Genomic DNA, 21,440 nt, shown 5'->3' with positions numbered 1-21,440 from the left:
CCGGGCGACCCGAGATCGACCTTCGAATACTCTCAGTGGCGACCAGCAGTCCGATATTCATAAAGTAGGGCAATGCGCACCGAGGACGTCCTGGCCGCGATCGCGACCGGCATGTGGTGCTGGGACAACGCGTCCGGGACGGTCACGCTCGACGCCGAGGCGGCCCGGCTTCTCGGGCTGCCCGCCGAACCGGTCCAGCTCACGGAAGCCGCCGTACGCTCCCGGTTTCATCCCGTCGACTGGAACGAGATCGACGGGGTCGTGAACCTCGCCGTGGCCGAGGGGACCCTCGCCGAGGCCCGGCTGCGGATCATGGACGGACACGGACGGGTGATCCGTACCGTACGGAGCAGGTCCAAGCCGCTCGTCGAAGCCGGTGACTACCGGCTCGTCGGCACGCTCCAGGAGGTCGCCGAACCCCAGCCCGGCACCGCCGCCCGTACGCCCGTCACCGGCGACTGGCGCCGCTCGCGCGAGGCGTTCCTGCTCGACGCGGGGCGGGCGCTGGCCGAGGCCCGGTCGACCGCCGAGGTGCTGCGGGTCGCCGCCTCGCTCTCCATGCCGGGCTTCTCGCCCGACGGACTCGCCGTCTTCGGGGTCGCGGGCGAACGGCTGACGATCATCGGCCACCACGGGCACAACGCGGGCGACGAGGGCCCCTTCACCTCGATGTCGGTGGACACCGACTATCCGGCGGCCGAGGTCGTACGGACCGGGCGGGCGATCTATCTCCCGTCGCCGGAGGAGTACCTGCGGCGCTTCCCGGTCACCTGGCCGCTCGCGCAGCGCTTCGGCCGGGAGTCGTGGGCGTACCTCCCGCTCGTCGTCGCCGGGCGGACCATGGGCGCCTGGATGGCGGCCTTCAAGCACCAGGTCGCCTTCACCCCCGACGAGCGGTCCGTCCTGACCACGGTCGCCCGGATGCTCGCCCAGGCCCTCGCCAGGGCCGGGGTCGCGGAGTCCGAGCGCGAGCTGTCGCTGGGCCTGCAGCGCACGATGATGCCGGTGCTCGGCCCCGGCATCCCGGGCCTGCACGTCGCCGCGCGGTACGTCCCCACCGGCGGCGGACTCCAGGTCGGCGGCGACTGGTACGACATGATCCAGCTCCCCGGAGGCCGTATCGCGCTCGTGATCGGCGACGTCCAGGGCCACGACGTCCGCGCCGCCGGGCTGATGGGCCAGCTCCGGATCGCGCTGCGGGCATACGCCTCCGAGGGCCACCGCCCGGACGCCGTCCTCTCCCGCGCCTCGCGCTTCCTGTACGGGATCACGAACGGGGACGGGGCCGGGGACGGGGGCGTCGCGGGCCGAGGCGGGGGCGCGGACGGAACCGTGGGCTTCGGGAACGGGGGCGTCGGGATCGGGGGCGTCGGGATCGGGGGTGTCGGACTCGGCGGGGAGGACCCCGGCGCGCACAACGGTGGGCCGCGCTTCGCGACCTGCCTTTACATGGAGATCGATCCCGTCACCGGTGTCGTGGACATCGCCCGGGCCGGACACCCCGACCCGGCGGTGCGGATGACCGACGGGACGGTTCTCCTGCGGCCCACCGCCGGCGGCCTGCCCCTCGGCATCGATCCGGACACCGACTACCCCACCACCCGGTTCACCCTGGAGCCCGGCGAAACCCTGATGATGTGCACCGACGGGCTCCTGGAGACCGGCGGCCACGACCTGGACAGCGGCTGGGAACGCATCCGTACGCTGCTCGAAGGGCATGACGGGGACTCCCTGGAGGATCTGGCCGACAGCCTCGTCGAGGCCGTCCACGGCCCCGGCTCCCACCACACGACCGGGCCGCTCGCCGACCGGCGCGAGGACGACATCGCGGTCCTGCTCCTGTCCCGCCAGGGTCCGGCCGTCCGCGAGGCTCCGCGCCGCACGATGATGACCGTCGCCCAGGCGGAGCCCGAACGGATCGCGGCGGCCCGCCAGCACATGCGTCAGCTGCTGCACGACTGGGCGGACGGGGACCAGCTCGACTCGGCGGTCCTGATGGTCTCGGAGATGGTCACCAACGTCCTCATCCACACGGACGGCGACGCCCTGATCGTCGCGGAGGTGACCTGCGACGACGGCGGCCGCCGGCTGCGGGTGGAGGTCGCGGACACGAGCGACGAGCTGCCGCACAAGCGGCACCCGGGCGAGATGGCATCGTCGGGTCGCGGCCTCGTCCTGATGGAGATGCTGGCGCACGCGTGGGGCGTGGACCCGCGGGGCGAGGGCAAGTCGATCTGGTTCGAGCTCCATGAGCCGGCGAAGGGAAAGAGCGGGGGGTAGCGGCGCCGGCACGCGTGCGTGGAGCAGACCGGACGCACGATCGGCGCACACCGGCCACCCGCCACCACGCGGGGACGCACGATCGGCGCACACCGGCCACCCGCCACCACGCGGGGACGCACCCTCGGCGCACACCGGCCACCCGCCACCACGCGGGGACGCACCCTCGGCGCACACCGGCCACCCGCCACCACGCGGGGACGCACCCTCGGCGCGCACAGGCCACCCGCCACCGCGCGGCACACGGTCCTGCGCGGGAGACTGGTGTCGTACGGCCGTCGCCGGGGGGACCACGGAGTTCGCCATGGACACCCACAAGGTCGGCAGCGACACCACTGTCCTGGCCGACAGCCTCGAAGTCCCGGGGATCGGGCACATCCCCGCCAGCGCGTACGTCCTCACCGCCAAGGAACCGGTCGTCGTCGACACCGGCCTCTCCCTCTCCGACAGGAACTTCGTCGGCGCCCTCGGATCCGTCATGGACCCCATCGACGTCCGCTGGATCTGGCTCACCCACCCCGACCGCGATCACACCGGCGGCATCTTCGACCTCCTCGTGGCCGCGCCGAAGGCCAAGGTCGTGACCACCTTCGTCGGCGCCGGGATCATGACCACCGAGCGCCCGCTGCCGATGGACCGCGTCTACTTCCTCAACCCCGGCCAGTCCCTCGATGTCGGCGACCGCGTGTTGCACGCCTTCAGGCCACCGCTCTACGACAACCCCGCCACGGTCGGCTTCTACGACGAGAAGACCCGGATCTGCTTCAGCTCCGACTGCTTCGGCGGCCCGATGCCGACCGCGGAGCTGGCCGAGAGCGGACACGCGAACGACCTCAAGCCCGAGGAGCTGCGGCAGGCGCAGCTGCTGTGGGCGACCGTGGACAGCCCGTGGGTGCATGTCGTGGACCAGGCGAAGTACCGGGCGACGGTCGAGCCGCTGCGGGAGATGAACCCGGAGATCGTGCTGTCGACACATCTGCCGCCCGCGGTGCGGATGACCGCCATGATGATCGACACGATCACCATGGCCCCGGACTCGGACCCGTTCGTGGGCCCGGATCAGGCGGCGCTCGAGCAGATGCTGGCGTCCTTCGAGCCGGGCGGCATCCCGGCGGCGACCTGAGCGCCGACGTCACTCCTCGGCCGGGGGGCCGGCGCCCGGAGCGCCCGCGTCCTGGGTCCCGTACCGGCTCCGCAGGTCGCCGATCACGCCGAAGGCGGCCGCCGTCACCGGTACGGCCAGCAGCATGCCCAGGATCCCGGCGACGGACGCCCCCGCCGTGATGGCGAGCATGACGACGGCCGGATGCATCTGTACGGTCCGGCTCTGGATCGCGGGCTGGAGGACGTTGCCCTCGATGACCTGGACGGCCAGGACGACCCCGAGGACCCACAGCGCGATGACGAAGCCGCGGTCGGCGAGGGCGACGAGGACGGCGACGGCCCCGGACAGGAACGCGCCGAGGTACGGGATGTAGGCGGTGACGAAGACGAGCGCGCCGAGCCCGACGGCGCCGGGAACCCGCAGGATCAGCAGCCCGAGGGTGATGAGGACGGCGTCGACGAGGGCGACGAGAGTCGTCCCGCGCATGAACCCCTCGACGGCCTCGAACGCGCGGCGGCCCATGGCCTCCAGCGTGTCTCCGGTCGAGCCGGGGGCGAGCGAGCGCAGGGCACCGGCGGCCTTGTCGGAGTCCTTGAGGAAGAAGAAGATCAACAGCAGGGCGAGGACGGCCATGGCGGCCACCTGGCCGACGACGCTCAGACCCGAGATCACACCGGAGGCGGCGGTCCCGCCGAACTTCTCGAGCAGCTCCTTCGCGTTCTTGGCGAGGTCGTCGATCGAGGTCCCGGCCGCGCCCAGATGGTCGGCGATGTCGGTGGCTGCCTGCCGCAGCGAGGCGATGATCTGGTCGCCGGTCTCGATGAGGGCGAGGACGACGATGTAGGTGGCGCCGCCGACGAAGGCGAGGACGGCGAGGACCGTGAGTCCGGCGGCGAGCGACTCCCGCACCTTCATCCGCAGCAGGCGCCGGTAGAGCGGTCCGAGGAGCGCGGTGCCGAGGATCGCGAGCAGGACGGGCGTGACGGCCGTCTGGAAGACCACGCACAGCCAGATGGCGACGGCGGCGACCCCCGCGACGAGCAGCAGGACGACGCACCAGGCGGCGACCCGGCGGGCGACCTCGGGGAGGAGGGGGCGGGGACTCGGCGTCTGCACCCGTCCACCGGACCACGGCGCCCGGCGTGTCGTCCTGCGCTACGGACCGGACGGGTGACGCCCCGTCAGAGTCCGTACGGGTACGGGTACGGGGGCAGGGGCTCGGGACGCACCCGTACGCCTACGGGGCCAGGGAGCCCGGGACGAACCCGGGACGCGTACGGGGCCGGGCACCTCGCCCAGCCCCGTACCGAACCCGTGCCCGAATCCGCACCCCCACCCGAGTCCGAACCGTCCTGCGCTACTCGCCCATCCCGTGCACCGCCGGGATCGTGCCGAGACGCCCGGCCTGGAAGTCCTCGAAGGCCTGGCGCAGCTCGGCCTGGGTGTTCATGACGAACGGGCCGTAGTGGGCCATCGGTTCGCGGATCGGCTGCCCGCCGAGGACGACGACCTCCAGGTCGGGCGTGTGCCCGTCCTGCTTCTCGTCGGCCCGGACCGTCAGCGCGCCGCCCTTGCCGAAGACGGCGGTCTGGCCCATGTGGACCGGCCGTCGCTCCGCACCGACGGAACCACGCCCCGCGAGGACGTACACGAGCCCGTTGAAGTCCTCGCGCCACGGCAGGGTCACCTCGGCTCCCGGCCGGATCGTCGCGTGGATCATCGTGATCGGGGTGTGCGTGATGCCCGGGCCGGCGTGCCCTTCGAGGTCGCCGGCGATGACGCGGAGCAGCGCGCCGCCGTCGGGGGAGGTCAGCAGCTGCACCTGTCCGCCGCGGATGTCCTGGTAGCGCGGGGCCATCATCTTGTCGGAGGCGGGCAGGTTCACCCACAGCTGGAGCCCGTGGAAGAGTCCGCCGCTCACGACGAGGGACTCCGGCGGGGCCTCGATGTGGAGGAGTCCGGAGCCGGCGGTCATCCACTGAGTGTCGCCGTTGGTGATGGTGCCGCCACCGCCGTTGGAGTCCTGGTGGTCGAAGATCCCGTCGATGATGTACGTGACGGTCTCGAAGCCGCGGTGGGGGTGCCACGGGGTGCCCTTGGGCTCACCGGGGGCGTACTCCACCTCTCCCATCTGGTCCATCATGATGAACGGGTCGAGGTACTGGTAGTTGATCCCGGCGAACGCGCGGCGCACCGGGAAGCCCTCGCCCTCGAAGCCGGACGGGGCCGTGGTCACGGCGAGCACGGGGCGGGAGACGGCGTCGGCCGGGGCGGCGACGCGCGGCAGGGCGAGCGGGTTCTCGACAGTCACAGCGGGCATGGCGGGACCTCCTTGTGCGACCAGTTTAGTTGAAAGATGAACTTCCTGCCACCCGGAACACGGAACGCCCGGGAGGAATTCCTCCCGGGCGTTCTTCTCCCACTTCTCCAGCGTGCGTCAGCCGTACATCCGCCGCATCGCGAAGTCGACCATCTGCTCCACGGCCTTCGCGTCGAAGACCATCCGGTGGTCGCCCTCCATGTCGAGGACGAAGCCGTAGCCCGTCGGGAGCAGGTCGATCACCTCGGCGCCGGTGATCACGAAGTACTTCGACTCCTTGCCTGCGTACCGGCGCAGCTCCTTCAAGGAGGTGAACATCGGGATGACCGGCTGCTGGGTGTTGTGCAGGGCGAGGAAACCGGGGTTGTCCCCGCGCGGGCAGTAGACCTTCGAGGTCGCGAAGATCTGCTGGAAGTCCTCGGCCGCCAGGGACCCGGTCGTGAAGGCCCGCACGGCGTCGGCGAGCGACGGCGGCGACGGCTCCGGGTACAGGGGAGGCTGCTGCCCGTAACCGCCCTGCATCCCGCCCTGCACACCGCCCGGCATCGGCTGCTGCGGCGGCGGGGCGTACTGCTGCTGGGCGCCCTGATTCTGGTCGTAGCCGTACATGGGTCCCAGCCTAGCGAGCGGGCGCGGTGCGCAGAGCGGATCGGGTCGGCCGAGACGGAGCGCACACCCCGCGCGCGGACGGGAAAGGGGCATGGATCCCCGAGAACGGGCCACGGAATCCCGGACGCCGAACGGCTTCCGACCGAAGCATCCGTCCATTCGCACGATTCTTCGCACCGGCCCCTTTCTCTTTTGCTAGGTTCGCGTGAGCAATTTCCGGCCGCCACGGGGGTGGAACATGGCGCTGAACGCCGAATGGGACGAGTTGTTCGGTGGCACGAAGCCGAGCGAACAGCCCGCGTCGATGACGCTCGCGGGGCTCCCCGCCCCTGACGGCGGCGGAGGCGGCGACGCGAACCTGAAGGCCGACGTGGGCCCGTGGCACAAGGCCGGAGGCACCGCGAGCGAGCTGCGCACCTCCACCACCACCTCGCTCACCGACCTCGACACGGCGAACGAGGGCGTCGGCGGCGGGACCGCCGGCTTCGACTCCTCCGCGGCTCTCACCGAGATCCTCGGCACCTGGAAGACGCGCCTCACCTCCGTACGCGACGAGTGCGGGCGGCTGGAATCCGCCCTCAAGAGCGCCGGCCGCGACTTCGGCGAGCGCGAGCTCGACACCCAGCGCAAGATCGCCGCCGAGGCACCCGCCCCCTCCCAGAAGAAGGAGGGCTGATCCGGATGCCCACCTGGCAGCAACTGCGTGATGTGAAGCTGAACGAGTACACGGACGCGGCGGACGGCTGGGGCAAGATCAGCTCCCGCTCCAACGTCGACAAGGACCGTGTCGACAACGGCATGTTCGCCAAGATCAACGACACGCAGAAGGGCGAGACCGCCGAGCGCGCGACCGGCGACGTCCGGCAGCTCAGCCGCAACTACCAGTACCTGCACACCGAGTGCGGGCTGATCCGCACCGCGCTCAACGGGCTCGCCTCCGAGCTCGCCGCCCCGCAGAAGAAGCTGAAGCAGGCGCTGGAGGACGCCGAGAACCTCAAGTTCACGGTGAAGCCCGACGGTTCCGTGGAGTACCCGACCCAGTCCTTCGTCCTCGCCCCCGGCACCAACACCGCCCAGCACGGTGCGCCCGTCCCCCTCGCGCCCGGAAGGGGCGAGGGGGTGGGCAGCGCCGACGCCAACAAGGGCAAGGCCGAGGAGATCGCCCAGCGCATCGGCGACGCCATCCGCGAGGCCAACGAGATCGACAGCCGCTACGCCTCCGTCCTGCGCAGACTGAAGGCCGAGCCGGGACTCACCGTCAGCGACGAGACCTTCGCCGACGCCGCCAAGGACACCAAGGCGCTCCAGGACGCCGCCGGGAAGTACGCCGATGACGACAAGATCCCGCACGGCAAGTCCCCCAAGGAGAACGCCGAGTGGTGGAACGGTCTGACCCAGGAGCAGCGTGACGAGTACGCCACGCTCTACCCGGCCTCCATCGGCGCCTTGGACGGCATCCCGTCCGCCGTCCGCGACGACGCCAACCGGATGGTCCTGGCCGAGTCGAAGGCCCAGATCCAGATCGACCTGAAGGGCATCCCGGCGGAGCCCTTCCCCCAGAAGGTCTTCGGCGGTCCGCGCGTCGGCATGGTCTACAGCGACGAGTGGATCAAGTGGAACAAGGAGTACGGGGACCGCAAGGCGCAGCTCGACAGCTCCCTGAACGGAATCAAGGCCATCGAATCCCGCTTCGACCAGACGGGCAAGAAGGGACTGCCAGAGGCGTATCTGCTGGGGTTCTCGGCAGAGGGGAACGGCCGGGCCATCCTCGCCAACGGCAACCCCGACACAGCGGACCACACAGCGGTGTACGTGCCGGGTACGACGTCCAACCTGGGCAACATCGGCGGGAACGTCGACCGCATGGTCGACCTCTGGCGTACGTCGGACGCCCTGCCCGGGGACGACACCACCTCGACGATCACCTGGCTCGGGTACGACGCCCCGCAGGACATCGTCAAGGACGCGCCCTTCAGCCACTACGCGAACGACGGCGCCCCGGCCTACAACAAGTTCATGGAAGGTCTTGAGACCGCCCAGGGCGGTCCGGACAAGAGCCACACGACGGCCGTCGGCCACTCCTACGGCACCACGCTCATCGGCTCGGCCGCCCGACAAGGGGACCTGCACGCGGACGACGTGATCTTCGCGGGCAGCCCGGGTGTCCAGGTGGGCTCGGCCGAGGAGATGGACGTCCCCAGGGGGCACGTGTGGAACGAGGAGGCCGACGGCGACGCGGTGCCCGACATCGGCCGCTGGGGGCACGGCGGCAGCCAGTGGCGGCTCGGCGGCGGCGTGTTCCTCATCCCGAGCGACGAGCCCTTCGGCGCCAACCAGATGGCCACGAACACCGAGGGTCACAGTGACTACTGGAAGCCGGGCAGTCAGAGCCTTGCGAACCAGGCAGCGGTCGTGACAGGTCAATACGGCAAGGTGGAGCACGTTGAATAGGGTCCGGGCCGGCGCCATGGCAGTGGCAGCGGCACTTCTCACACTCACGGGATGCAGCATGTCCGAGTCCAGCGAAACGAAGGTCGGGGTCCGTGAGCAGGACGAGGTGGGAGCCGAGACCGAAAAGGTGTCGAGCGAGATCTACGACCTGATCGGAGTGAAGGGGAAGGCGTCCAACAGTGGCACCGGGGTCCTGAGCTGCGAGGGCAAGGACCGCGAGAAGTTCTACATCATGAAGCACCCGTGGAGCCTCACGGCCGGCAGCGACGACGAGCTGGCCCAGGCCATGGAGCGGCTGAAGGCGGAGCTCCCCAAGCACGGCTGGAAGATCGTGAAGTACGGCCCCGACACCAGCCCGTCCAAGAGCCTGGAGCTCACCGCGGACAACGACGAGCGGAAGTTCGGACTCCATGTCAGCTTCTGGCGGAAGGACAGCGGCGGCGACAAGAACCCCCCGTCCCTGATCATCGACGTGATCTCCGGCTGCTACCAGGTCCCCGAGGGCCAGACCGTCGAGCACTACTGACCCGCCCGATCGGAGTCGATCATTCCGGAAGAGGGGCCCGGGGCACGCGCCCCGGGCCCCTTTTTCCTGCGGCCCGCGTCACAGATGGCCGGATAGGGGTTGCTCTTATTACCGGTGGGTAGCATCATCGTAGAGAAGCGTGGGCTACTCACCGGTAGTACGAGCACGCTCGCATACCGAGACATCCGCCTCCCCGATCCTTACGGAGCCGTCGCCATGGGGCACTACAAGTCGAATCTCCGCGACATCGAGTTCAACCTCTTCGAGGTGCTCGGGCGCGACAAGGTGTACGGCACCGGTCCGTTCGAGGAGATGGACGTCGAGACCGCCAAGAGCGTTCTGGAGGAGCTGACCCGCCTCTCCGAGAACGAGCTGGCCGAGTCCTTCGCCGACGCCGACCGCAACCCGCCGGTCTTCGACCCCGAGACGAACACCGCCCCGGTCCCGGCCGGCTTCAAGAAGTCCTACAAGGCCTTCATGGACTCCGAGTACTGGCGCCTCGGCCTGCCCGAGGAGATCGGCGGCACCACCTCCCCGCGCTCCCTGATCTGGGCCTACGCGGAGCTGATCCTCGGCGCGAACCCGGCCGTGTGGATGTACTCCTCCGGCCCGGCCTTCGCCGGCATCCTCTTCAACGAGGGCAACGAGGCGCAGAAGAAGGTCGCGCAGATCGCCGTCGAGCGCCAGTGGGGCTCCACCATGGTCCTCACCGAGCCGGACGCCGGCTCGGACGTCGGCGCCGGCCGCACCAAGGCGATCCAGCAGGACGACGGCTCCTGGCACATCGAGGGCGTGAAGCGCTTCATCACCTCCGGTGAGCACGACATGGAGGAGAACATCCTCCACTACGTCCTCGCCCGCCCCGAGGGCCACGGCCCGGGCACCAAGGGCCTCTCGCTCTTCCTCGTGCCGAAGTACCACTTCGACTGGGAGACCGGCGAGCTGGGCGAGCGCAACGGCGTCTACGCCACCAACGTCGAGCACAAGATGGGCCTCAAGGCCTCCAACACGTGCGAGATGACCTTCGGCGACCAGCACCCCGCCAAGGGCTGGCTGATCGGCGACAAGCACGACGGCATCCGCCAGATGTTCCTCATCATCGAGTTCGCCCGCATGATGGTCGGCACGAAGGCGATCTCCACCCTCTCCACGGGCTACCTCAACGCCCTGGAGTACGCCAAGGAGCGCGTCCAGGGCACCGACCTGGCGAACTTCATGGACAAGGCCGCGCCCAAGGTCACCATCACGCACCACCCCGACGTCCGCCGCTCGCTGATGACGCAGAAGGCGTACGCGGAGGGCATGCGCTCCCTCGTCCTCTACACGGCCGCCGTGCAGGACGCGATCCAGCTCAAGGAAGCCGCCGGCGAGGACGCGAAGGCCGAGATCGGCCTGAACGACCTGCTGCTGCCGATCGTGAAGGGCTACGGCTCCGAGAAGGGCTACGAGCAGCTCGCGCAGTCGCTCCAGACCTTCGGCGGCTCCGGCTTCCTGCAGGAGTACCCGATCGAGCAGTACATCCGGGACGCCAAGATCGACACCCTCTACGAGGGCACCACGGCCATCCAGGGCCAGGACTTCTTCTTCCGCAAGATCGTCCGCGACCAGGGCGCGTCCCTGAACGCGCTGGCCGAGGAGATCAAGAAGTTCCTCGCGGTCGGCACCGGCGGCGAGGAGCTGGCCGGCGCCCGCGACGCGCTCGCCAAGGCGGCCGTGGACCTCGAGGGCATCGTCGGCGCGATGCTCACCGACCTCACCGCCACCGGCGAGGACGTCAAGAACATCTACAAGGTCGGCCTCAACACCACCCGCCTGCTGATGGCCTCCGGTGACGTCGTCGTCGGCTACCTGCTCCTCAAGGGTGCGGCCGTCGCCGCCGAGAAGCTGGCCGCCGGCGCCTCCGCCAAGGACCAGGCCTTCTACACGGGCAAGATCGCGGCCGCGAAGTTCTTCGCCGCCAACGTCCTGCCGGGCGTCAGCGCCGAGCGCGCCCTCGCCGAGGCCGTCGACGGCTCGCTGATGGACCTGGACGAGGCCGCGTTCTAGTACGCGCCCCCGTCCACTGACGAACGGCTCGCTCCCGGGGAGGGGAGTGGGCCGTTCCGTCTTTCGGGGCGCCGTTCTCGCATTCCGACGCCTGCGTAAGGTGAACCCATGACGAGCACCGCCCGCTTCGACCGCGGCCACACCGACGACCTCATGACCTTCCTGGCGGCGTCCCCGTCGCCGTACCACGCCGTGGCGAACGCCGCCGAGCGACTGGAGAAGGCAGGCTTCCGGCAGGTCGAGGAGACCGCGGCCTGGGACGCCTCCGCCGGCGGGAAGTACGTGATCCGCGGCGGCGCGCTCATCGCCTGGTACGTGCCCGAGGGCGCCGACGCCCACACCCCGTACCGGATCGTCGGCGCCCACACCGACTCCCCCAACCTGCGGGTCAAGCCGCAGCCCGACATGGGCGCGCAGGGCTGGCGACAGGTGGCCGTCGAGACGTACGGCGGAACGCTGCTCAACACCTGGCTCGACCGCGACCTCGGCCTCGCCGGCCGCCTCACCCTCCGCGACGGCAGCCACCACCTGGTGAACGTGGACCGGCCCGTGCTGCGCGTCCCGCAGCTCGCCATCCACCTCGACCGCCAGGCCAACGACGGCCTCAAGCTCGACCGGCAGCGCCACATGCAGCCCATCTGGGGCCTCGGAGAGGTCCACGAGGGCGACCTGATCTCCTTCGTGGCCCAGGAAGCGGGCGTCGACGCCGAGGACGTGGCCGGCTGGGACCTCATGGTCCACTCCGTCGAAGCGCCCTCCTACCTCGGCCGCGACCGCGAACTCGTCGCCGGCCCCCGCATGGACAACCTGATCTCCGTCCACGCGGGCGTGGCCGCCCTCGCCGCCGTGTCCACGCAGCCCGACCTCGCGTACATCCCGGTCCTCGCCGCCTTCGACCACGAGGAGAACGGCTCCGAGTCCGACACCGGCGCCCAGGGCCCGCTGCTCGGCTCGGTCCTGGAGCGCTCCGTCTTCGCACGCGGCGGCGCGTACGAGGACAAGGCCCGCGCCTTCGCCGGCACCGTCTGCCTCTCCTCCGACACCGGCCACGCCGTCCACCCCAACTACGCGGAGCGCCACGACCCGACGCACCACCCGCGCGCCAACGGCGGCCCGATCCTCAAGGTGAACGTCAACCAGCGCTACGCCACCGACGGCAGCGGCCGCGCCGTGTTCGCCGCCGCCTGCGAGAAGGCCGACGTGCCGTGGCAGACGTTCGTGTCGAACAACGAGATGCCGTGCGGCACGACGATCGGCCCCATCACCGCCGCCCGCCACGGCATCACGACCGTCGACATCGGCGTCGCGATCCTCTCCATGCACAGCGCCCGCGAACTGTGCGGCGCGAAGGACCCGTACCTGCTCGCGAACGCGCTGGTCGCCTTCCTGGAGGGATAGTCACCCCCGGCCCGGGTACCCGATCCTGACTACCCCACTAGGAGGCGGGATTCATGGGCCTGGGAGGCTGCATCATCCTCATCGCCGTGGGCGCGATCCTCACGTTCGCCACGGACTGGGAGCTCGACGGCGTCAACCTCGACCTGATGGGACTGATCATGATGGCGGTCGGGCTCATCGGCTTGGCCACCTTCACCAGCATCGCCCGGCGCCGACGGGTCGTCGTCCCACCAACCGCTCCCACGGTCGTGGACGAGGACCGGCGCGACGGCGGCTACTGACAGCCCACGCCCCGGGGCGTCCGGCGCCGTGCGAGGCACCGGACGAAACATCCGGGAAAGGCCGCTCCTGACACCGTCCACCTCATGGAACGTCACGAAGGCCCTCCCCGGGGGAAGTTCATCGCCTGCGTCGCCGCGGTCGTGCTGATCGGCACGGCCGTGGCGGGCTACGGCATCGCCAGGTACGACGAACGCCCGCCCTGGGGCACGGACATCGCCTACGAGGGCGGCTACCTCCAGGCGGTCCGGATCCGGAAGGCCGACCTGGACGGGGAGCGGACCCGGGCGCTGCTGGCCGGCGAGTGCGCGGCCATGGAGCGCTGGGGAATGGGCGGCGACCGGGCCGTCCACGACCCCGGGGCGTGGGTGAACGGCTGCCTTGACGGGGCGGCGGGACGCCCGTCCAAGAACCAGGGATTCGTGCGCTAGGGCCACCGCGCCGGGCTCGCGGACGGCTGGGGGCCTTGGACACCTGGGCCTGTCGGACACGACCGGGTCGTGTCCGACAGGAGGTGGCCTCGTCGGCGAGGGCGACGCAGCGTCGTCCTCTAGGCGTCCATCCCGGCGAGGATGAGCGGGAGCCGCTCGGCGCCCTCCGCCGTCACCTTCACCGGTACGCCCCAGTCCTGCTGGTGCACATGGCAGGCCGGGTACTCGTTGGCCGGATCGTCGTCGCAGGACGCCGCCATCGCCGACACGTGCAGCACGCCGTCGGTGATCTCCGGGTTGAGGTCCAGCTCCCTGAAGAGGTCCGTCCCCGTGCCCTCGCCTGCGAGCAGCAGCTCCGGCGGGGTCGAGGAGACCAGGAGCCGGGTCGAGGGGCCGTACCGCTCGTCCAGCTTCTGCCCCGTCGGCGCCTGGAAGACGACGTCGAGCCGGAGCCGGCCGGGCGCCACCTCGGTGGCCTCGCGCTGCGTGCGGTGGGCGACCGCCTCGACCTGGACGGCCTCCTCGGGCAGCCGCAGACGGGTCAGCCGGTGCCGCGCCGACTCGACGACGACGATCTCGTCCCCGACGAGCACGGCGTCGCTCGGCTCGCGCAGATCGGTGGCGAGGGTCGTCACCTCACCCGTCGCCGGATCGAAGCGGCGCAGGGCGTGGTTGTACGTGTCGCTGACGGCGACCGAGCCGTCGGGAAGGGCGGTCACGCCCAGCGGGTGCTGGAGGAGCGCCTGGGCGGCGGCGCCGTCGCGGTGGCCGAAGTCGAAGAGGCCGGTGCCGACGGCGGAGTGGACGACGCCGTCGGTGTCGATCCAGCGCAGGGCGCTGGTCTCCGAGTCGGCGATCCACAGCCGGTCCTCGGTGGCGGCGAGCCCGGAGGGCTGCGCGAACCAGGCCTCCGCGGCCGGCCCGTCGACGAGCCCTTCGTTGGTCGTACCGGCGGCGACCCCGACCGTCCGCGTCGCGGGGTCGTAGGTCCACAGCTGGTGGACGCCGGCCATCGCGATCCACACCTTGCCCTGCCACCAGGCCACGTCCCACGGCGACGAGAGGTCGACCTCCAGGGCGGGCCCGGAGGTGGTCGACCCCTGCCACCACTGCTTCCCGGTGCCGGCGAGCAGCTCGATGGCACCGCTCTCGGGGTCGTACGAGCGCAGCGCGTGGTTCACGGTGTCGGCGACGACGACCGTGCCGTCGGGGAGCACGGTGAGCCCCTGGGGCTCGCGGAACTCACCGTCCCCGATCCGCCGCACCACGGTCTCCCCGTCCGGCGCCAGCTCGACGAGCTGGTGACGGGTGGTGTCGGAGACCAGGAAGTTCCCGGAGGGCAGCAGGACCGCCTTGCCGGGGAAGCGCAGATCGGTCGCCACGGGCTCCGGCGGTACGTACGGCCCGTCCCCACGCCGCAGCGTCCCCTTGGCCCCGTGCTCGGCCTCCAGCTCCTCGACGAGCGTCCGAATGGCGTTGGCGTGCCCCTCACCCGCGTGCTGGGCGACCACGTACCCCTCGGGATCGATGACGACGAGCGTCGGCCAGGCGCGTACCGCGTACTGCTTCCAGGTCGCGAGCTCGGGGTCGTCGAGGACGGGGTGATGCACCTCGTACCGCTCGACGGCGTCGACGACGGCCTGGTGCTCGGCCTCGTGGACGAACTTGGGGGAGTGGACACCGATGATCACGAGGGTGTCGCGGTGCTTCTCCTCCAGCTCACGGAGCTCGTCGAGGACATGCAGGCAGTTGATGCAGCAGAACGTCCAAAAATCCAAGATCACTACGCGACCTCGGAGGTCGGCGAGGGTCAGTTCCTTCCCGCCGGTGTTGATCCATCCGCCCTTGCCGATCAGCTCGGGGGCACGGACACGGGCACGGCGGGTCGCGGGCGCGGGGGTGGGCGCCGGGGCGGCATCGTTCATGCTTCAAGCTTGCCATCCACGTATGAAGGCCGGATCACACGCGTCGTACGGCGACACCCGGAACTGAGGAGCGACGGCGCTCGACGCGCCCTTTCGGCACGCTGCTCGACGCCACCACCGAGCCCTCCACCCGCTCCTTCGCGCCTGCGTGAACCCGCACCCGACGGGGAAGCCCTGACGTCATGAAATACCTCGTAAGGGACAAAATCTTCGCCATCGGCGACGACTACTGGATCGAGGACGAGCGCGGGCGGCACGCCTTCCTCGTCGACGGCAAGGCGTTGCGGCTGCGCGACACCCTGGAGCTGAAGGACCCGCTCGGGCAGGTCCTGATCACCCTGCGGCAGAAGATGTTCAGCCTGCGGGACACGATGACCGTCGAGCGGGACGACCGCCCGCTCGCCACGATCCGCAGGAAGCGGCTCTCGCTGCTCCGCAACCACTTCCGGGTCACGATGGTCGAGGGCACCGAGCTCGACGTCAGCGGCCGGATCCTGGACCGGGAGTTCACCGTCGAGTACGACGGTGAACTCCTCGCCCACATCTCCCGGCAGTGGTTCCACGTCCGGGACACGTACGCCGTGAACGTCGTCCGTGAGGACACCGACGCGGCACTGCTGATCGCGGTCGCGGTATGCGTGATCCGGATGGCGGAGCGGGAACGGGAGGGCTGACCCGTACGGCCCGAGACCTCGCCCGTACTAGACCGCCTTCGCCGCCACCTCCAGGGCCTGCTCCAGATCCGCCCACAGGTCTTCGACGTGCTCGATGCCGACCGACACCCGTACCGTCCCCGGGCCGATGCCCGCCGCTTCCAGGGCCGCCGCGTCCAGCTGGCGGTGGGAGGTGGAGGCCGGGTGCATCACCAGGGTCTTCACATCGCCGAGCGAGGGGCTCAGCGAGGCCACCCGTACCGCCCCGACGAAGGCACGGCCCGCCTCCCGGCCGCCCGCGAGGTCGAAGGAGATCACCCCACCGCCGCCTTTCGGCAGCAGCCGCCGGGCGACGGCCTCGTCGGGGTGTCCGGCGAGCGCCGGATGGAGCGCCGCCGAGACCGCGGGGTGCGCGGCGAGCCGGCCGGCCAGGTCGAGGGCGCTCGCGCACTGCCGCTCGATCCGCAGCGGCAGCGTCTGCAGGCCGCGCAGGGTCAGCCAGGCGGCGAAGGGGTCGGTCGACGCGCCCAGCTCGACCGCGTAGTGGCGGACCCGGCCGTACAGCTCGGCGTCCTTGAAGACCGCGATGCCGCCGAGGACGTCCGCGTGCCCGGCGAGGTACTTGGTCGCGGAGTGGATGACGATGTCCGCGCCGTGCTCGATCGGCCGGAACAGCAGCGGCGAGGCGAAGGTGTTGTCCACGGCGCTCGGCACGCCGGCCTCGGCGGCGACGGCGATCAGGGCGGGCAGGTCGCCGACGCGGGTGGTCGGGTTGGCGATGGTCTCCAGGTAGAGCAGCCGCGTCTCGGGACGCAGGGCGCGGCGCACCTCCTCCGGGTCCGTCCCGGAGACGTAGGTGACCTCGACGCCCCAGCGTTCGGCGAGGTCGGTGAGGACCGCGTACGTACCGCCGTAGAGGCAGCGCTGGGCGACGACATGGCCGCCGGCGGAGAGCAGGGCGAGCAGGACACCGTTGATGGCGCCCATGCCGGAGGCGTACGAGAGCCCGGCCGCCCCGCCCTCCAGGCGGGCGACGGCGTCCTCGAGGGCGCGGACGGTGGGGTTGCCGAAGCGGTTGTAGAGGAAGGTGCCGGGCGTGTGGAAGGCGTCCGCCATCGCGTCGGCGGTGTCGAAGGAGAAGATGTGCCCCTGGTACAGGGGGACGCTCATCGGTCTGCTGCCGGTCGTATCCGGGTGCGGCGGGTGGACGGCGAGGGTCTCGGGACGGAGGGCTCCGGTGTCGTCGCTCATGGCGCCAGTGAAGCGGGGCGGAGCCCGCGGGCCCAGAACCAATCCCGCCGGATTGGTCCGCCGCCCCTGCCACGCGCTCGCCCAGTGGACACCCCGTCAGCCCGTCGAGCCGTCAGGGGCCTTGGCCCGTCAGGGGCTCCCATGAGCCCGTCAGGAGCCTGAGCCCGTCAGGCGCCCTGGCCCCGCCGTCAGATCCTCGGGCCGTCAGCTCCCGTGAGCTGCCCGACCGCCCATCAGATCCCACTCGCTGCCCCGTGCCCGTCGGTCCCCGGGAGGTGGATCAGCGCCCCGGCCTCGCCACGCCCAGTACCCGGTCCTTCAGTGCCGGGAACTGTTCCCTCGTCGTCGTCACCTTCGCCGGGTCGAGCTCGACGCGCAGGATCTCCTCGTCCGGGCCCGCCTCCGCGAGGACCTCGCCCCACGGGTCCACCACGATCGAGTGCCCCGCCTGCTCCACGCCCGCGTGCGTGCCCGCCGTGCCGCAGGCCAGCATGTACGCCTGGTTCTCCACGGCCCTCGCCTGCGCGAGCAGCGTCCAGTGGGCGCGACGGCGGGCCGGCCAGCCCGCCGGGAGGACGAACGCCTGCGCGCCCGCGTCGACCAGCCCGCGGAACAGCTCGGGGAAGCGGAGGTCGTAGCAGGTGCCGACGCCGACCGTGAGCGTCGGCAGCGCGACCGTCACCAGTTCGTCCCCCGCCGCCATCATCACGGCCTCGCCCTTGTCGAAGCCGAAACGGTGGATCTTGCGGTAGCTCGCGGCGAGCTCACCCTCCGGAGTGAAGACCAGCGACGTGTTGAAAAGCGCTCCGCCGACCGCCTCGACGATCGATCCGGCGTGCAGCCAGACCGACGCGTCCCGGGCCGCCGCCGCCATCGCCTCGTACGTCGGACCGTTCAGCGGCTCGGACTCCGCCGCGAAGGAGTCGTACGCGAACGCCCCCATCGGCCACAGCTCCGGCAGAACCACGAGGTCCGCCGCGCCGCGCTCCTTCCGTACGAGATCGGCCACCCGCGCTCGGCGAGCTTCGACCGATTCGTCCGGGTCTACTGCAATCTGGATCAGCGAGGCGCGCACACTACCACCGTCCTGGCATTCGAGCCGTCAACACAGGCCTACGATCGTCACACGAAAGCACTGCCGGGGTGCCTTCGGGCAGCGTAACTTAGCGTCCGAGCCTCCCACGCAGTCTTGTTTTCAGCCCGCGCACCGCAGAACCGCCGAGGGGTCCCGTGACCGTCCATCCCAGCCTTCAGACCTACGCCGATGCCTGGACCCACTCCATCGAAGCGATATCCGAGCTGGTTCAGCCGCTCGTGGAAGGCGAATGGAACCGCGCGACACCGTGCCCGGGCTGGTCGGTTCGCGACATCGTGTCCCATGTGATCGGCATGGAGTGCGAGATGCTCGGGGACCCGCGCCCCATCCACTCGCTGCCCCGCGACCTCTACCACGTACGCAGTGAGTTCGCCCGCTACATGGAGATGCAGGTCGATGTGCGGCGGCACCACACCGGCCCCGAGATGACCTCGGAGCTGGAGTACATCCTGATCCGCCGCGCGCGCCAGCTGCGCAACGAGAACCGGCAGCCCGACCATCTGATCCGCGCGCCGCTCGGCGCCGAGCAGACGCTGGAACTGGGCTACCGGATGCGCGCGTTCGACGTCTGGGTGCACGAGCAGGACCTGCGCACCACGCTCGGCCGGCCGGGCAACCTGGACTCCCCCGCCGCCCATGTCACCCGTGACGTCCTCCTGGAGGCGCTGCCGAAGGTGGTCGCCAAGGACGCGGGCGCGCCGACGAGTTCGGCGGTCGTCTTCGATGTGCACGGACCGGTCGAGTTCCTGCGGACGGTACGGGTGGACGCGGAGGGCAACGGGACGGTCGACGGGGCGCCCTCGCTGGGGCCTCTCGCGACGCTGGCGCTGGACTGGGAGACGTACGTCCGCCTGGCGTGCGGCCGGGTCCGGCCGGCCGAGGTGGCCGACCGGATCAAGACCGAGGGCGACCTCGACCTGGCGCGGGCGATTCTGGACAACTTCACGGTGACGCCGCGGTAGCACCGGGGCGCCGGTCCGCGGGTGCGGCCGAGCGGGCCCGGCGACGCGGGCACGGCCGAGCGCGTACGGCGACGCGCGTACGGCAACGCGGGCACGGCTGAGCACGTACGGCGACGCGCGTACGGCTGAGCGCGTGCGGCGACGCGGCTACCGCTATGCCGGTACGTGCACGGCCTCGACGCGGCTGGCGACGAGGCGTTCCTTCTCCCTGCGGGCCGAACGGCTCTTCAGGCGCAGGATCTGGACGACGCCCAACGCCTGCAGCGCGAAGACGGAGGAAAAGGCGATCCGGTAGTTGTCGCCGGTCGCGTCGAGGAGGACGCCGACCGCGAGCAGCGTCGTCATCGAGGCGGTGAAACCGCCCATGTTGACGATTCCCGAGGCCGTTCCCTGACGCTCCGGCGGATTGGCCGGGCGGGCGAAGTCGAAACCGATCATCGAGGCGGGCCCGCAGGCGCCGAGGACCGCGCAGAGGGTGATCAGCAGCCACATCGGGGCCGCCTCGCCGGGGTACGCGAGGGTGACGGCCCACAGCAGCGCGGTCGACACGACCGTGCCGAGGGCGAGCGGGGCCCTGGCCGCGTGGTGCCGGGCGATGATCTGCCCGTACGCGAGCCCCACCACCATGTTCGAGAGCACGACAAGCGTCAGCAGCTCGCCGGCGACCCCCCGGGACAGGCCCTGGTCCTCGACCAGGAACGGCAGGCCCCACAGCAGCAGGAACACCATGGCGGGGAACTGGGTGGTGAAGTGCACCCACATGCCCAGCCGGGTGCCGGGCTCCCGCCAGGACTCGGCGATCTGGCGGCGGACGAACGCGGCCCCGGTGTGAGCGGCGGGCGGGGGCTCGTGGCCCTCGGGGTGGTCCTTGAGGAAGAGCAGCAGCAGGACGAGGACGACGACGCCCGCGATCGAGCTGCCGACGAAGGTCGTCGTCCAGCCCATGCCGTGCAGGGCGCGGGCGATGACGATGGTGGAGACAAGATTGCCCGCCATGCCGAACAGCGCGGCGACCTGGCCGATGAGCGGGCCGCGCCGGGCGGGGAACCAGCGGCTGCCGAGCCGCAGCACGCTGATGAACGTCATGGCGTCACCGCAGCCGAGCAGTGCGCGGGAGGCGAGTGCCATGCCGTACGAGGGGGAGAGCGCGAAGCCCAGCTGTCCGACGGTGAAGAGCACCACGCCGAGCGTCAGGACCTTCTTGGTGCCGAGCCGGTCGACCATGAGGCCGACGGGTATCTGCATCCCGGCGTAGACGAGAAGCTGGAGGATGGAGAAGGTGGAGAGCGCGGAGGCGTTGACGTCGAAGCGGTCGGCGGCGTCGAGTCCGGCGACGCCGAGCGACGTACGGAAGATGACGGCGACGAAGTAGACGGCGACGCCGACGCCCCAGACGAGGGCGGCGCGCCTGCCGCCGGGAGGGTCACCGGGCAGGGTGACGGCCGATCCGAAGCCCCGTCCGCTCACCGTTCCTCACCCCGGACCAGGACCTTGACCCAGCTCAGGTGCTGTCGGACGCAGTGCGCCGCGCCCTCGACGTCACCCGCGCGGATCCGCTCCAGGATCTCGGCGTGCTCGGTGATGTTCTTGGTGATGCGGTCGGGCTGGGACTGCATCACGGCCACGCCCATCCGCAGCTGGCGGTCGCGCAGCTGGTCGTAGAGGCGGGCGAGGATCTGGTTGCCGGCGTGCTTGACGATCTCGGCGTGGAAGCAGCGGTCGGTGACGGCGACCTCGGCGAGGTCCCCCGCCTCGGCCCGCCGCTTCTGCTCCTCCAGGAGCTCTTCGAGCCGCGCGATCAGCGCGGCCGGCGCGGGCACGGCACGGCGGACGGCGAACTCCTCGACGAGCAGCCGGGTCTCGACGACGTCGGCGATCTCCTGCGCGGAGACGGCGAGGACCAGGGCGCCCTTCTTGGGGTAGAGCTTGAGCAGCCCTTCCATCTCCAGCTTGAGCAGCGCCTCCCGTACGGGGGTGCGGGAGACCCCCACGGCCTGGGCGAGTTCGCCCTCGGTGAGGAGCGTGCCTCCCTCGTACCGACGCTCGAGGACGGCCTGCTTGACGTGCATGTAGACACGGTCGGCTGCTGGGGGTGCGGATGCCATGCG

At 70.8% G+C, this 21,440-nt stretch carries 19 protein-coding genes; 11 read left to right on the top strand and 8 right to left on the bottom strand.

The genetic code is table 11. The annotated features are described in order from the left end of the window. Window positions 1-72: 72 nt before the first annotated feature. Window positions 73-2,280: an ATP-binding SpoIIE family protein phosphatase gene (locus ACZ561_RS22140; protein WP_470997669.1), complete on the top strand. Its 2,208-nt coding sequence runs from the start codon at window positions 73-75 to the stop codon at window positions 2,278-2,280. A 304-nt stretch (window positions 2,281-2,584) separates the two neighbouring features. After that, window positions 2,585-3,403, top strand: coding sequence for an MBL fold metallo-hydrolase (locus ACZ561_RS22135; protein WP_470997667.1), 819 nt, complete (start codon window positions 2,585-2,587; stop codon window positions 3,401-3,403). A gap of 9 nt (window positions 3,404-3,412) precedes the next feature. Here ACZ561_RS22135 and ACZ561_RS22130 read toward each other — a convergent pair whose 3' ends face one another. The 3 genes from ACZ561_RS22130 to ACZ561_RS22120 all read right to left on the bottom strand — a co-directional run bounded on the left by ACZ561_RS22130 (window position 3,413) and on the right by ACZ561_RS22120 (window position 6,314). Continuing rightward, on the bottom strand, window positions 3,413-4,501 hold the full coding sequence (locus ACZ561_RS22130) for an AI-2E family transporter (RefSeq protein WP_470997664.1): 1,089 nt from the start codon (window positions 4,499-4,501) through the stop codon (window positions 3,413-3,415). A gap of 241 nt (window positions 4,502-4,742) precedes the next feature. Next, the gene (locus tag ACZ561_RS22125) at window positions 4,743-5,705 is read right to left on the bottom strand and encodes a pirin family protein (protein WP_470997662.1); all 963 of its coding nucleotides are present in this window, start codon (window positions 5,703-5,705) and stop codon (window positions 4,743-4,745) included. A gap of 117 nt (window positions 5,706-5,822) precedes the next feature. Continuing rightward, window positions 5,823-6,314, bottom strand: a complete 492-nt coding sequence (locus ACZ561_RS22120) for an SseB family protein (protein WP_355110628.1) — start codon at window positions 6,312-6,314, stop codon at window positions 5,823-5,825. Window positions 6,315-6,552: 238 nt separating this feature from the next. On the opposite strand from ACZ561_RS22120, the gene ACZ561_RS22115 reads away from it, so the two are divergent. The 7 genes from ACZ561_RS22115 (at window position 6,553) to ACZ561_RS22085 (ending at window position 13,445) form a co-directional block, all read left to right on the top strand. Beyond that, window positions 6,553-6,990: a hypothetical protein gene (locus ACZ561_RS22115; RefSeq protein WP_470997659.1), complete on the top strand. Its 438-nt coding sequence runs from the start codon at window positions 6,553-6,555 to the stop codon at window positions 6,988-6,990. A 5-nt stretch (window positions 6,991-6,995) separates the two neighbouring features. Beyond that, a complete protein-coding gene (locus ACZ561_RS22110; protein WP_470997657.1) occupies window positions 6,996-8,765 on the top strand; it encodes an alpha/beta hydrolase in 1,770 nt (589 codons plus the stop codon). Window positions 8,766-8,823: 58 nt separating this feature from the next. Further along, window positions 8,824-9,291, top strand: a complete 468-nt coding sequence (locus ACZ561_RS22105) for a hypothetical protein (RefSeq protein ID WP_470997654.1) — start codon at window positions 8,824-8,826, stop codon at window positions 9,289-9,291. A 216-nt stretch (window positions 9,292-9,507) separates the two neighbouring features. Continuing rightward, on the top strand, window positions 9,508-11,337 hold the full coding sequence (locus ACZ561_RS22100) for an acyl-CoA dehydrogenase (protein WP_470997652.1): 1,830 nt from the start codon (window positions 9,508-9,510) through the stop codon (window positions 11,335-11,337). Between the two features lie 108 nt (window positions 11,338-11,445). After that, the gene (locus ACZ561_RS22095) at window positions 11,446-12,735 is read left to right on the top strand and encodes a M18 family aminopeptidase (RefSeq protein WP_470997649.1); all 1,290 of its coding nucleotides are present in this window, start codon (window positions 11,446-11,448) and stop codon (window positions 12,733-12,735) included. A gap of 53 nt (window positions 12,736-12,788) precedes the next feature. Beyond that, the gene (locus ACZ561_RS22090) at window positions 12,789-13,016 is read left to right on the top strand and encodes a DUF6458 family protein (RefSeq protein ID WP_376434320.1); all 228 of its coding nucleotides are present in this window, start codon (window positions 12,789-12,791) and stop codon (window positions 13,014-13,016) included. 84 nt (window positions 13,017-13,100) lie between these two features. Then, complete coding sequence (locus ACZ561_RS22085) at window positions 13,101-13,445, top strand: hypothetical protein (RefSeq protein WP_470997645.1); 345 nt, start codon at window positions 13,101-13,103, stop codon at window positions 13,443-13,445. A 119-nt stretch (window positions 13,446-13,564) separates the two neighbouring features. Here ACZ561_RS22085 and ACZ561_RS22080 read toward each other — a convergent pair whose 3' ends face one another. Further along, a complete protein-coding gene (locus tag ACZ561_RS22080) occupies window positions 13,565-15,370 on the bottom strand; it encodes an NHL domain-containing thioredoxin family protein (RefSeq protein WP_470997642.1) in 1,806 nt (601 codons plus the stop codon). A 182-nt stretch (window positions 15,371-15,552) separates the two neighbouring features. On the opposite strand from ACZ561_RS22080, the gene ACZ561_RS22075 reads away from it, so the two are divergent. Continuing rightward, a complete protein-coding gene (locus tag ACZ561_RS22075) occupies window positions 15,553-16,044 on the top strand; it encodes an LURP-one-related/scramblase family protein (protein ID WP_470997639.1) in 492 nt (163 codons plus the stop codon). A gap of 27 nt (window positions 16,045-16,071) precedes the next feature. On the opposite strand, the gene ACZ561_RS22070 is transcribed toward ACZ561_RS22075, so the two are convergent. Both ACZ561_RS22070 and ACZ561_RS22065 read right to left on the bottom strand, forming a co-directional pair. Continuing rightward, window positions 16,072-17,274 (bottom strand): trans-sulfuration enzyme family protein, encoded by a 1,203-nt coding sequence (locus ACZ561_RS22070; protein ID WP_470997636.1) that lies wholly within the window; start codon window positions 17,272-17,274, stop codon window positions 16,072-16,074. Between the two features lie 280 nt (window positions 17,275-17,554). Beyond that, window positions 17,555-18,349 carry a carbon-nitrogen family hydrolase gene (locus ACZ561_RS22065; protein ID WP_470997633.1) on the bottom strand — a complete coding sequence of 265 codons (795 nt, stop codon included), beginning with the start codon at window positions 18,347-18,349 and terminating at the stop codon, window positions 17,555-17,557. A gap of 155 nt (window positions 18,350-18,504) precedes the next feature. Here ACZ561_RS22065 and ACZ561_RS22060 point away from each other — a divergent pair, with 155 nt between their 5' ends. Further along, on the top strand, window positions 18,505-19,332 hold the full coding sequence (locus ACZ561_RS22060) for a maleylpyruvate isomerase family mycothiol-dependent enzyme (RefSeq protein WP_470997630.1): 828 nt from the start codon (window positions 18,505-18,507) through the stop codon (window positions 19,330-19,332). A gap of 153 nt (window positions 19,333-19,485) precedes the next feature. Here the strand turns inward: ACZ561_RS22060 and ACZ561_RS22055 are convergent, their stop codons facing one another. Both ACZ561_RS22055 and ACZ561_RS22050 read right to left on the bottom strand, forming a co-directional pair. Beyond that, window positions 19,486-20,799 carry an MFS transporter gene (locus ACZ561_RS22055; protein WP_470997627.1) on the bottom strand — a complete coding sequence of 438 codons (1,314 nt, stop codon included), beginning with the start codon at window positions 20,797-20,799 and terminating at the stop codon, window positions 19,486-19,488. Further along, window positions 20,796-21,437 (bottom strand): GntR family transcriptional regulator, encoded by a 642-nt coding sequence (locus ACZ561_RS22050; RefSeq protein WP_470997624.1) that lies wholly within the window; start codon window positions 21,435-21,437, stop codon window positions 20,796-20,798. Before ACZ561_RS22050 ends, ACZ561_RS22055 begins: the two co-directional genes overlap by 4 nt. Window positions 21,438-21,440 lie beyond the last annotated feature (3 nt).

The sequence above is a fragment of the Streptomyces sp. NPDC039609 genome, from assembly GCF_055596705.1.
Note: the sequence above shows the minus strand (reverse complement) of the source record. Positions and strands in the feature narration are given on the sequence as shown.

Excerpts from the sequence above, each read along its gene's own strand:
- ACZ561_RS22140 (WP_470997669.1), top strand. The coding sequence starts at position 73 with ATGCGCACCGAGGACGTCCTGGCCGCGATCGCGACCGGCATGTGGTGC.
- ACZ561_RS22135 (WP_470997667.1), top strand. The coding sequence starts at position 2,585 with ATGGACACCCACAAGGTCGGCAGCGACACCACTGTCCTGGCCGACAGC.
- ACZ561_RS22125 (WP_470997662.1), bottom strand. The coding sequence starts at position 5,705 with ATGCCCGCTGTGACTGTCGAGAACCCGCTCGCCCTGCCGCGCGTCGCC.
- ACZ561_RS22120 (WP_355110628.1), bottom strand. The coding sequence starts at position 6,314 with ATGTACGGCTACGACCAGAATCAGGGCGCCCAGCAGCAGTACGCCCCG.
- ACZ561_RS22115 (WP_470997659.1), top strand. The coding sequence starts at position 6,553 with ATGGCGCTGAACGCCGAATGGGACGAGTTGTTCGGTGGCACGAAGCCG.
- ACZ561_RS22110 (WP_470997657.1), top strand. The coding sequence starts at position 6,996 with ATGCCCACCTGGCAGCAACTGCGTGATGTGAAGCTGAACGAGTACACG.
- ACZ561_RS22105 (WP_470997654.1), top strand. The coding sequence starts at position 8,824 with ATGTCCGAGTCCAGCGAAACGAAGGTCGGGGTCCGTGAGCAGGACGAG.
- ACZ561_RS22100 (WP_470997652.1), top strand. The coding sequence starts at position 9,508 with ATGGGGCACTACAAGTCGAATCTCCGCGACATCGAGTTCAACCTCTTC.
- ACZ561_RS22095 (WP_470997649.1), top strand. The coding sequence starts at position 11,446 with ATGACGAGCACCGCCCGCTTCGACCGCGGCCACACCGACGACCTCATG.
- ACZ561_RS22090 (WP_376434320.1), top strand. The coding sequence starts at position 12,789 with ATGGGCCTGGGAGGCTGCATCATCCTCATCGCCGTGGGCGCGATCCTC.
- ACZ561_RS22085 (WP_470997645.1), top strand. The coding sequence starts at position 13,101 with ATGGAACGTCACGAAGGCCCTCCCCGGGGGAAGTTCATCGCCTGCGTC.
- ACZ561_RS22080 (WP_470997642.1), bottom strand. The coding sequence starts at position 15,370 with ATGAACGATGCCGCCCCGGCGCCCACCCCCGCGCCCGCGACCCGCCGT.
- ACZ561_RS22075 (WP_470997639.1), top strand. The coding sequence starts at position 15,553 with ATGAAATACCTCGTAAGGGACAAAATCTTCGCCATCGGCGACGACTAC.
- ACZ561_RS22070 (WP_470997636.1), bottom strand. The coding sequence starts at position 17,274 with ATGAGCGACGACACCGGAGCCCTCCGTCCCGAGACCCTCGCCGTCCAC.
- ACZ561_RS22050 (WP_470997624.1), bottom strand. The coding sequence starts at position 21,437 with ATGGCATCCGCACCCCCAGCAGCCGACCGTGTCTACATGCACGTCAAG.